The sequence below is a fragment of the Desulfofundulus salinus genome, from assembly GCF_003627965.1.
GTDB lineage: Bacteria > Bacillota > Desulfotomaculia > Desulfotomaculales > Desulfovirgulaceae > Desulfofundulus > Desulfofundulus salinus.
In genome coordinates this window covers 655,749-665,380 of the sequence record NZ_RBWE01000001.1, presented here as the reverse complement: position 1 = coordinate 665,380, position 9,632 = coordinate 655,749, and the positions used below count along the sequence as shown (strand labels likewise).

The following is a 9,632-nucleotide window of genomic DNA, read 5'->3' as shown; positions in this document are numbered from 1 at the left end:
GCCTTTTTATGGCTTAACCCTAAAAATTTTTTCCAATTCCCCTTCAAAAAGTGCTTGACTTTTTACCGCTGCGCTTTTTTTCCTGTTTGTCGCCTCCCTAAATATGTACCACAACCCACAGCGCTTTGTAAAACCCGGCGTAAAACAAAAAGGCCCCTCGCGCTTTTGCGGGAGGGGCCGGTGGTGAATGCCGTTACTCTTAATGCACATACTAAGGGGGACATATTGCTCATTAAACAGGGAGTTTGAGGATGGTCAATAAAAAGGAAGGTCTTTCCACCCGGGATCTAGTGCTGCTTGCCCTTGGGACGGTGGTAGGGGGTTCTTTTTTCCTCGGTTCAGCCGTAGCCATACGCGCCGCAGGGCCCTCGATAATCATTTCCTTCATCCTTGGAGGGATATTGGTTTACATCATTCTTACGGCCCTTTCCGAAATGACTGTGGCAAATCCCGTACCCGGTTCTTTTCGCACCTATGCCGAGCAAAACTTCGGGCCCTGGCTGGGTTTTGTGGTGGGTTGGGTATACTGGACAGGGCTCACCCTGGCCATGTCCAGCGAGGCTACCGCAGCGTCGATTTTCCTTCATGCCTGGTTCCCGGAAATACCCATAGGGATCATAGCCTCATTGATCATCGTCGTCGTAACCCTGTTAAATCTTGTGGGACCGAGGTTGTTCGCCCGGCTTGAAAGCAGCCTTGCAGCTTTTAAGTTGTTGGCACTGGTGGGTTTTGTGGTCGCCGGCCTGAGCCTGATTCTGGGGATGGTCCCCGCTAAACCGGCCGTCGGCCTTGGCGAACTACGTAAGGAATTCTTTTTAGCCGGAGGGTTGGGTGGCATCGCCGGCAGCATGTTGATTGTAATGTTCACCTATGCCGGTTTTGAAGTCGTGGGCCTCGCGGCGCCGGAAACCCGCAACCCGCTGAAGACAATTCCCCAGGCCATAGCCTACACCGTAATTTCGCTGGTGGGCCTGTACCTGGCCGTTATGGCTACTCTACTGCCCCTCATACCAACAAATGTCCTTTCGGCAGAAAGAAGTCCCCTGGTTATGGCCCTCGAGGCCCACGGGTTAAGGTGGGCCGGGCAGCTGTTCAACGTGGTGATGCTTTCAGCGATCCTCTCCACCATGCTGGCAGCCACTTTCGGGCTGGGGCGGATGACCCAGTCCCTGGCCCTGGAGGGGCACGCCCCATCCTGGCTGAAAGAACCTGCCGCTTCTGCAGGGGTTCCCCGGCGAGGAATCCTGTTTTCGGGTGCAGCCATGCTGGCCGGAGTGAGCCTGTCTTACCTGCTGCCGAAAGGGATATACCTTTTCCTCGTTGCTTCAGGGGGGTTCTCTTTACTTCTGGCCTACGTGATCATCATGGCCACCCATTACCGCTTCCGCAAAGCTTGGGGTTGTCCTCCCACCGGGCGCTGCCAGTTGCCCGGCTACCCCTACACCACTCTGGGAGGGCTGGCCGCTTTGCTGGCTATCATGGCCAGCATGCCCCTGATACCCGGCCAGGGTGCGGGCCTTCTGGCCGGCCTCGCTTTGACGGGCGTATATTCGCTGGGTTATCTGGTGTTCAAAGTTTGGGCTCCCCGTGCCAGGAAGGCCGTTTTAATCAGGCCAGGTGACGTTCAGCCGGAAGCTGCTTGGGAAATCGGGGAAGAGCTTCTCCCGCCGGCAGACGCCACCAAAGAAACACAAACGCCTGACTCTATTGAACGGGACTAGACCGGCAAACCCCAGCGTTAATTTCCTAGATATGCTTTTAATAGACCACGACCATGTTCGGGCGTACACAAAAATAATCCGGTTACCTGGCCGGATCATGTTGAGCATTGTCAGAGGATTTCAGCCCAATTTTTATCCGAACTGGTTATTGAGAATTCGGGATATTTTTAGCCGGAAGCATCAACTGATCAATTTCCAGATCAACTCTGCTGAATTCCGGATCCCGGTGCACCAGCGTAGCAGCTTTTTTCCTTGAAATACCTCTTCGATCAGGTCAGCTGCTTCATCCTGGTAATAGGTCAACAGGGCACTGGTGTCCAGCACGTATTTTTTGATGTCACTCATTTACTTTCCGTTCCTTTTCCCGGTACTTCATCAGTAAACCGAGCAAATCCTTTCCCTTTCCAGCACCCCGGAAAAGTTTACCCGGTTCAGCTGGCAAAGGAATTATTTTTATCTCCCCGCCCTGGTCGATCCAGGCTATGCGCGTGCCTTCCCGGATATTATAGCGTTCCCTAATCCCGGCTGGAATAACGGTCTGGTAACGGTGACTGACAGTGGTTTTAATGATATTTCTTGTGCACAAACAACACACCTCCCTTTTCTTACATTTAATAATGACCCTTTTCCGCCGACGGCCATCGAATTCAGCATAATAAACCTGCTGCCAGGGGCCCAGGTCAAGTCTTCCGCCGGTCACCGGGAGGATCACCTGGTGGTGGACCAGGATGCTCTTCAGATGGGCGTCGCCGTTGTCCTCCCCGGTGCGGTGGTGCAGGTAATCCGGACCAAAGGGGGCCAGCCTCTCCAGCATATTGTCTATGTCCTGGATAATCCCCTCCTCGGCATCATTGACATAGACCCCGGCGGTAATGTGCATGGCCGAGACCAGCACCAGCCCTTCCTTAATACCGGACTTTTTTACCGCCTCCTCCACCTGAGAGGTTATATTGATGTACTCCCTCCGGCTGGTAGTGTTGAACCAGAGGTACTCGGTGTAAGACTTCATTGTAACAGCTCCCTAAGGAAATTTTTTTGTTCCGCAAATTAAACGGGAAATTAAAGGTGGCATCCAATGTGGAAATGGCTGATGTAAGCAGCAGCACGTGAAACAGTTCTCCACAGGATGAGCGAGAGCTCCTTCAGGGTGCTGACGTTAACCTTACGTCGGCATTCTTCCGGGTCTGGTCCTTTTCTTCCAGCCCAACTCTTTTTTCAGTTCCTCGTAAACATGAAACACAATTGGACAGACGGCATAATTATCAATTACCCTGATCAACCGGAAAACAAAACCCTTTTTGTGCAAGTGAGGATAACTCCTGCAATCACCGGGACGGTATGAATATTGCGTACACAGATTGTCCTTTAGAAACGGGCAGGGTTTCTGGTTGAAAAGATAGTCGTTTTCAACTTTCTTCAAGTATTTCTCTATAAATTCAGAAACCGGAATACCCGTCCCTTGAGATAACCTCGTGATATCTTTATCGTGCAGAACTGGACTGCATTCCCGGCAACAGTTGGCGCACTGTTTACAGTCAACCTGCGAAGAAATATCTTTATACAGCCTGTGTACCAGGGAATCCACTTTTTTATCCGCAATACTGGTTTTTAAAAAGGAACGGAATTCCCAGTTTTCATCTTCTTTCTGTGCGGCTATCAATTTAAGCTTTTCCGGCGCAATTTCAATAACCATAATTGGCTCACCTCAGCGGAAAGAATGCCTTTTAGAAAATGTTATCAAAGCGTATAAAAAACAACCGGCAAGGTTTTGGGGCAAAGAAAAGGCTTTAGCCGTGCAGCAACTGGCCCTTGAGCTATTGGATTGACAAAATTGGTTTTATACTGCAAGCTAAACATAGAGGTGATCCTTATGGAAAACATCATTAATGTGGAAAATGCCAGGCGGATTCTGGGGGATTTGATCAGCCGGGTAAACGAAAATAAACAACCGGTAATCATCACCCGGCGCTCGAAAGAAAAGGCCATTCTTCTGGATTATGATGAGTACGTGCGATTGAAAACCCTGGCTGAAAAGGCAAAGGAAGACCAGTTAATCGAAGCCCTGGAAAAGATCCAGCAAGCAGTCGCTGAAGCCGGTATTCCCTATGAAGCAGTCGCCGAAGCCATTCGCGAGGTTCGTTCCAGATGAAAGTTGTTATGGATACAAATATACTGGTATCAGCCATCGGTTGGACTGGCCCCCCGCACCGGCTGCTAAAGGCATGTATAGGGAGAAAACTAAAGCTTTTTATCAGCCCGGCTTTAATCGAAGAATTGATCCTGGTTATAGCCCGCCCGAAGCTTAAAGTGGTCGCCGCCCATCCTGATTTGCGCTGGATAATATCCTGGTTGTGCCAACCGGAACGTCTAATTATCCCCCGGAAGCAGCTAAATGTCATCACGGAAGATCCTGCCGACAACAGGGTTCTCGAGTGTGCACTGGAGGCAGGCGCCGGGGCCATCGTTTCCGGCGACGAACACCTGCTGGGTTTGAAAATCTTTTCTGACATCCCCATCCTGAAGGCTACCGAAGCATGCCGGGCCTGGAAAATTACCTGACTAAAACCGGACCCGGGCTTTTCCCGGTTCTGTGGCTCGAGAAGGGTGTGCTCCCATTTGCCTGCACTGTTTACCTGCACCCGGGGAGGAATAACCAAAAAATGCTTCTCGAGAGCGAAAAAATTATCAGTGAAATTAAACGCCATGTCCAGGACCGGCCACAGGTGGCCGTGGCCTATTTGATGGGGTCTTATGCCGGGGGCACGGCCACCCCTTTGAGTGATGTGGATGTGGGCATCGGCCTTTACCCCTCCCTGTGCCCGAACACAGACGACGCCCTGGACCTGGCAGCGGCACTGGAATACTCCCTGACGGAGGCGCTTTTTCCCGGTTATGACGCCGAACCCTGGGCGGAATGGCTCTTCACCCCGGTGGAAGTGGTGGTGCTGAACGCACCCCACACCCTTTCTTCCCTCCCCTGGATGCTGGCCGGCGCCCTGCCGGTCCACACCCCGGATCCCTCCTTTAAGGTGGAACTGGAAAAGCTGGCTTTCCGGCGCGGCCGCTCCACGCCGGAAGAGGCCACCATTGCCGCCTGGCGGCTAAAGGCAACCTGGATCGTCCGCACCGCCCGGGGCCAGGTTTTTGCCTCCTATGAGGGCATTCTGCGCACCTGCCTGAACCTGGCCCACCGGGCGGTGGTCAGGCTGGGGCTACCCGTGCCGGAAGAACGGCAACAGTTGCCCCTGGTACTGTACCGGGCCGGCATCATTACCCGGCGGGCGGCTTCCTTTATCACAGAAGCCATCAATATACTGTGCCACGACCGTGTAAACTTCCAGGCGTGGGAATACCTGCACCATTACCTCCACCTGCTGGCCGACTATGCCCTGCAGGTGGAAGACGCCCTGGAAAGGACCGTGAAGCAGCAGCAGCGACCGGCGAGATAGAGCCTTGCGGCGCCACCCAGAACCTGCAACCCGGTCTCTGCCAGTAGCAGTGGGATCCTGCCTTAATACACATGCGGCAGCCGCTAAAATGGGGTAGCAAAAAGACGTGTCTCTTCTCCCGGCAAAAACCCCTGAGCAGTTCCGTTTTCCCCACCCGCCGGCGGCCGTATAACACCAGCAGCTGTGCACGACTGCTTCTATAAGCTTCCTCCAGCCAGTTCAATTCAGTTTTGCGGTTTACAAAAACCATTTGCAGTACCTCGCGTGATTAGCCTAATCATGATTATACTACTTTCGTAACATGAATTCAAAGGAGAAAGGCTCTCTTCCCGGTCTGGAAAGAGAGCCCTACTGCTGGGGCATTCCAGCTAAGCATCCGGTCAATGTCCGGCTGGCGGCGCTTGAGCCTAACACTGTCCCCGTGTTAAACTACCAGCCGGTGGGTGTGATAAAGCCGCTAACCGTAAGATCGTCTTTAAAACCGCCCGGGGTTTTGAACTAAGGTCAGTGAGTGACATGTCCTCGCTTTGCTGCCCATTACTTATGATCAAGCGGTCCTCCGAAACCCTTATGGTCACGTTATCAAACTTAATTTCATTAACCTTACTGTCAACGGTCAACTGCTGGTTTTGGGCTCTCCATTTAATCCTCTTACCCAGTCTCCGGATTTCCTTCCAAAGTCTCAATTCTTCTTCAGACCTTAGGCTTAGTTCGGGTAATTCTTGAGCCTTTTGAAGCAAATATAGTGTGGTATATAAATGAGTTCTCACTCCGTACCCAGCCGCTTTTATTGGTTGAACAAGATTTTTCCAGTCACTTACCGTGAATTTGACGTATAGTTCTTCGCTATTTCTGGGCAGTTCGATAATATCCTTTCTCTTTACTACCTCTATCTTATCTACTAGCCCGTAATAGCGGATGCCGGAATCATCCCCGAAGACTGTCTCTGGTTGATAGAGAGCTATATAGTCGACGTTAAAACAAGTCCTCTTCACCCGTTGGTAGGGTATATGATAGAAATGATTATCAAGATTGACTCTCAGCTGCCTCTCATCTCTCACCACCCCGACCAAAACTGTTCTCGGGCGGAACTTTTGCTTATAATACAATTTGGACCCCGCCTGAGGAACCGCCCGTTCAAAGGCCGAATCAGGTGATTCTATAATCAGTTCGTCCAAAAAGCTTTCAACCAAACCAGTCTCCCCTGGAAGAAAAGGTAACCCTCCAATGTTTACTTTTTCAATACTCGAGTAAAAGGCATGTGGTTGTCCGTCCGTTATGCCTGCATAATAACTACTATCCTTGTAAGGGAAAAAATGTAGGCCCCAAAAACAGTTTTGGCTATTTCCTCTCCTCGGGAATAAAGTATAGCATCACGATAACGGTGCATGGTATTTATATCGTCCTCTTCGGGCCCCGGTTTGCGGTATTTTGAGTAATATTCACTGCCGGGAAGGGCGGGATTTAGGCGGTATTTGGCGTCAAACACGTATTGGTACTCAACATCCCCATCTTCCTTTTTCAAGGTAAGCATGCTGTCGGGCCTTTGGCTAGTGGTGGGCATCTTTGTATTGAGTAGGTTGTTGTAGGATAAAACAATCTTCTCATTATTTTGGGGATTAGTATAATAAATACTAGCCCGCCTCGATTTGTCTAATCTAACTGTTAAACCCGTATTGTTTACCCTGATTAGATCATGCTTTTCTAATTGGTACCTGTCCCGTAAGATAGAGTGTAGTTTGAGAAAACACCAGTACTCATAAAGCTGGGCCAGGTCCTTGATGGAAATATGGAAAATATCGGACTGCAAACTCAGCCCTTTAACCAACATTAAGTAATACTTATATACCTCCCGATACCCGGGGGCCATTTGTAAGACCAGTGAAAGAGTGTCTATCCGGTGTAAATCTCCTACATCAACTAGGAAGCTAAACCTCTTCATTTTATATAACCTATTCCACATAGAATCGGTCATTTCAATTATTCGCTCATCAAAAACACTAGAGTCAGCGAATGTCCTTCGGTATACCCTCTGGAAGTGGCGTAGTTTGTTCTGGATCGAGGTAATGATCCATTTGACAAAACGATTCTCAAAGGTATCAATATCAATTCTCTTCCGAATCTCAAGGATTTTGGTTGGCAAATATTACCTCATAAGTCTGGTTTTCATAAAAGCACGGAAAGTAGCGGTCCCCCGGAACGTATAATCTGCTCTCCCCTTCTTCATAAGGGTCAAAAACCCAAGCCTCAAAGTCATCATTGCAAGAGATGATCAGCTCAGCCTTTACCCACTGCCCAGCATTGGTCCGGTGCAAATTCAAAGCATCAACTGTGGGGTGGATGGGTCTTCCTTTGATCGTGAAAACAAACTCTTTAGTTTCAACCAGCAACAACTCATATTGCCTATGCCCAGAAAGATGTAAACCCATCCTCCTCGTACCTCCCTAACATGTAGGCAATCTTTCGGGCACTTCTTGGCCATCTTACTACTGCAACATTTTCTAGGACGTTTTCCGCTTCTTCTGCAGCACCTTCGCTACTTTCTAAAGGAACGTTGGTGCATAATTCAAACAGACCTATCAGAGCTTGGTAAATTTTGCGTGAGCTCCCCTGAAGCCGCGGCAGAATCTTTTGAAGAAGCTGCCAATCAAAAGCTTTGTCTTTATCCATCAAACCAAATTCTTGATTGTAAATCATATAAAAACTAATCTCATCTCGAACCCGGTAACCAACGTGCAGGTTGGCCGGTTGTAAAATATCGTTGACCTTTGTCAAAATGTTTACTACCTCATCGACTATAGCTTTCCTTTCCGGTAGACAGTCACTTAAGACACAGTATTCGCTTCTTAGAACTGAAGATGAAACTTTTTGGGGAAGAAAGGCTTGTCCTTCGAAATGAATTGTCTCTTGATAGCTACCGTAGTTGTCTAAAGCAACCTCAAAAAACTCAATGGTATTAGCCCTGTCTAAGACTTTCTTGCTGAAAGGATGAGTCGTTTCGTCCATATTGACCGAACCGACAATATACAGGTTTTCAGGAATGTACAAGCCAGCAAATTCCTCCCGGTCTTCTTGGAAGACAAAGTCGGTTTCCCTAAAGATCTTATTAGTCCGTAATTCTCCTTTATACCACCGCCTGGTTTCCAGAAGACTTAGGAAATCACTGAAGTAATACTCGACCCGGGCCAAGTTCATCTCATCCAGACAGACAAAGTATGGGTTATTAATATCTGAAAGTGCCCGCTGTATAACTCTTGTAAGGATCCCCGGCTGGAACTTGCCCTCTAAATTCCTGTACCCTAGTAGATCGGAACTGTCGTTCCAGTCAGGCCTAACGGGAATAAGCTCAAACCTACCATTATCACTGGTTGCACCCACTGCCTCGGCAAACAGCTCAATTAGCTTTGTTTTTCCCGTACCAGAAATGCCGGCGAGAATGACAAAAGGCTTTGTCTTTAAGCTGAGGAAGAAGTTGAAGAGCAGGTCTTCTTCAAAGACGAAACCCTTGGCTTTTATATATTCGTAGATACTGTGAACAGTATCACGATAATTAACCGGGGGACGGGACTTTCGATCAATGACGGCAGTTTCATCTGCGTAATTCTTATATACTGAAAGCAAAGAGCAGAGATCCCTTTCCAGTACATTGTCGTCCGGTAAATCTCTTGCATGGTACTCTTTATAGGCGATTGTACCTTCAACGTACAGGAGTCCTAGATGTGACATAGTTGCGAGATCGATATCATTTCCGACTCTAAAACCATCTAATGCTTGTACATCAGGTCGTGCCCCGATCTCTTGTGCTTTATCTCTCAATGAACGCCTCGCTTCTATCGTCCCTAACTTTTGGGATATTTCGGTAACACCTTGATTTAATGTCAGGTAAAGCCTGCTCATGTCCTCGGAAAATAGATAAACAACATAGACACCTTTTTGTGTAGTATCGGTTATTCTAGAATCCAACAGTGCCAACCAAGGTATTTTTGCCCAATTACCCTTGCCAATAGATCCTTCAACTATAATTCCATCATAGGTTGCGACACAGGATATAGCTTGGACTTTTTCTACCATTCTTTTCATGACATTACTCAAGGGATGACCTTTAATCGGATCATGATCTCTAGCATAAGCATAATTATTCATGAATTCTTCAAGCAAAGCCCGCAACCCATTCACCCTTCGTTATAGAAGTATAAAAATTATGCCCAAGAGCCACTGTACAAGGTTCATCCGTTGGTTGATTCGTCAATAATATTGACAATAATCTGATGTTCCCACTATAACAGAACCTAGTAATGATGACTGGACAAAAAAGCCATCTATGGTTCAACTTTAAGCAAAACCCGGTCACCCTCTTCAATTTCAAGGACTGCCCTTATTTCTTTCGGCAACGTCATCTAGCCTTTTGGCCCTATTTTGGGTGTATATATTCTGGTCAAAAAAACCACCTGCCAGGAAACCT

Annotated in this window: 12 protein-coding genes and 2 pseudogenes; 4 read left to right on the top strand and 10 right to left on the bottom strand. The window is 48.5% G+C overall.

All coding sequences use genetic code 11. The features are described from left to right. Positions 1-251: 251 nt before the first annotated feature. Positions 252-1,721 (top strand): amino acid permease, encoded by a 1,470-nt coding sequence (locus D7024_RS03420; protein ID WP_121450534.1) that lies wholly within the window; start codon positions 252-254, stop codon positions 1,719-1,721. Between the two features lie 180 nt (positions 1,722-1,901). On the opposite strand, the gene D7024_RS14705 is transcribed toward D7024_RS03420, so the two are convergent. The 4 genes and pseudogenes from D7024_RS14705 to D7024_RS03410 form a co-directional block, all read right to left on the bottom strand. Continuing rightward, a complete protein-coding gene (locus D7024_RS14705) occupies positions 1,902-2,066 on the bottom strand; it encodes a hypothetical protein (RefSeq protein WP_165859252.1) in 165 nt (54 codons plus the stop codon). Then, positions 2,059-2,316: an AbrB/MazE/SpoVT family DNA-binding domain-containing protein gene (locus D7024_RS15100; protein WP_243113820.1), complete on the bottom strand. Its 258-nt coding sequence runs from the start codon at positions 2,314-2,316 to the stop codon at positions 2,059-2,061. The genes D7024_RS14705 and D7024_RS15100 overlap by 8 nt, the downstream gene beginning before the upstream one ends. Positions 2,317-2,331: 15 nt before the next feature. Then, positions 2,332-2,730 (bottom strand): annotated as a pseudogene (locus tag D7024_RS15095) (secondary thiamine-phosphate synthase enzyme YjbQ); the annotation flags it as partial. Positions 2,731-2,883: 153 nt separating this feature from the next. Beyond that, the gene (locus tag D7024_RS03410) at positions 2,884-3,414 is read right to left on the bottom strand and encodes a YkgJ family cysteine cluster protein (RefSeq protein ID WP_121450533.1); all 531 of its coding nucleotides are present in this window, start codon (positions 3,412-3,414) and stop codon (positions 2,884-2,886) included. 177 nt (positions 3,415-3,591) lie between these two features. Between D7024_RS03410 and D7024_RS03405 the strand changes: the two genes are divergently transcribed. From D7024_RS03405 to D7024_RS15090, 3 genes are all read left to right on the top strand, one after another. Next, positions 3,592-3,870 (top strand): type II toxin-antitoxin system Phd/YefM family antitoxin, encoded by a 279-nt coding sequence (locus D7024_RS03405; RefSeq protein ID WP_121450532.1) that lies wholly within the window; start codon positions 3,592-3,594, stop codon positions 3,868-3,870. Continuing rightward, positions 3,867-4,280 carry a putative toxin-antitoxin system toxin component, PIN family gene (locus D7024_RS03400; RefSeq protein ID WP_121450531.1) on the top strand — a complete coding sequence of 138 codons (414 nt, stop codon included), beginning with the start codon at positions 3,867-3,869 and terminating at the stop codon, positions 4,278-4,280. The genes D7024_RS03405 and D7024_RS03400 overlap by 4 nt, the downstream gene beginning before the upstream one ends. 101 nt (positions 4,281-4,381) lie before the next feature. After that, positions 4,382-5,170, top strand: a complete 789-nt coding sequence (locus D7024_RS15090; protein WP_243113676.1) for a nucleotidyltransferase domain-containing protein — start codon at positions 4,382-4,384, stop codon at positions 5,168-5,170. Positions 5,171-5,291: 121 nt separating this feature from the next. Here the strand turns inward: D7024_RS15090 and D7024_RS15330 are convergent. From D7024_RS15330 to D7024_RS15545, 6 genes and pseudogenes are all read right to left on the bottom strand, one after another. After that, positions 5,292-5,420 (bottom strand): annotated as a pseudogene (locus tag D7024_RS15330) (ATP-binding protein); the annotation flags it as partial. A 157-nt stretch (positions 5,421-5,577) separates the two neighbouring features. Further along, positions 5,578-6,363, bottom strand: coding sequence for a DUF8743 domain-containing protein (locus tag D7024_RS03385; protein WP_121450528.1), 786 nt, complete (start codon positions 6,361-6,363; stop codon positions 5,578-5,580). 83 nt (positions 6,364-6,446) lie between these two features. Then, the gene (locus tag D7024_RS03380) at positions 6,447-7,313 is read right to left on the bottom strand and encodes a DUF2357 domain-containing protein (RefSeq protein WP_121450527.1); all 867 of its coding nucleotides are present in this window, start codon (positions 7,311-7,313) and stop codon (positions 6,447-6,449) included. Continuing rightward, entirely contained in the window at positions 7,294-7,599 is a 306-nt protein-coding gene (locus D7024_RS03375; RefSeq protein ID WP_121450526.1) for a hypothetical protein, read from the bottom strand. The genes D7024_RS03380 and D7024_RS03375 overlap by 20 nt, the downstream gene beginning before the upstream one ends. Next, entirely contained in the window at positions 7,574-9,337 is a 1,764-nt protein-coding gene (locus D7024_RS03370; RefSeq protein ID WP_121450525.1) for an MrcB family domain-containing protein, read from the bottom strand. The genes D7024_RS03375 and D7024_RS03370 overlap by 26 nt, the downstream gene beginning before the upstream one ends. Positions 9,338-9,489: 152 nt before the next feature. After that, positions 9,490-9,567 (bottom strand): AbrB/MazE/SpoVT family DNA-binding domain-containing protein, encoded by a 78-nt coding sequence (locus D7024_RS15545; protein ID WP_121452442.1) that lies wholly within the window; start codon positions 9,565-9,567, stop codon positions 9,490-9,492. Positions 9,568-9,632: the final 65 nt, after the last annotated feature.

Bases quoted from the DNA above. Each gene is read 5' to 3' on its own strand.
- D7024_RS03420 (WP_121450534.1), top strand. From the start codon at position 252: ATGGTCAATAAAAAGGAAGGTCTTTCCACCCGGGATCTAGTGCTGCTT.
- D7024_RS14705 (WP_165859252.1), bottom strand. From the start codon at position 2,066: ATGAGTGACATCAAAAAATACGTGCTGGACACCAGTGCCCTGTTGACC.
- D7024_RS03410 (WP_121450533.1), bottom strand. From the start codon at position 3,414: ATGGTTATTGAAATTGCGCCGGAAAAGCTTAAATTGATAGCCGCACAG.
- D7024_RS03405 (WP_121450532.1), top strand. From the start codon at position 3,592: ATGGAAAACATCATTAATGTGGAAAATGCCAGGCGGATTCTGGGGGAT.
- D7024_RS03400 (WP_121450531.1), top strand. From the start codon at position 3,867: ATGAAAGTTGTTATGGATACAAATATACTGGTATCAGCCATCGGTTGG.
- D7024_RS15090 (WP_243113676.1), top strand. From the start codon at position 4,382: ATGCTTCTCGAGAGCGAAAAAATTATCAGTGAAATTAAACGCCATGTC.
- D7024_RS03375 (WP_121450526.1), bottom strand. From the start codon at position 7,599: ATGGGTTTACATCTTTCTGGGCATAGGCAATATGAGTTGTTGCTGGTT.
- D7024_RS15545 (WP_121452442.1), bottom strand. From the start codon at position 9,567: ATGACGTTGCCGAAAGAAATAAGGGCAGTCCTTGAAATTGAAGAGGGT.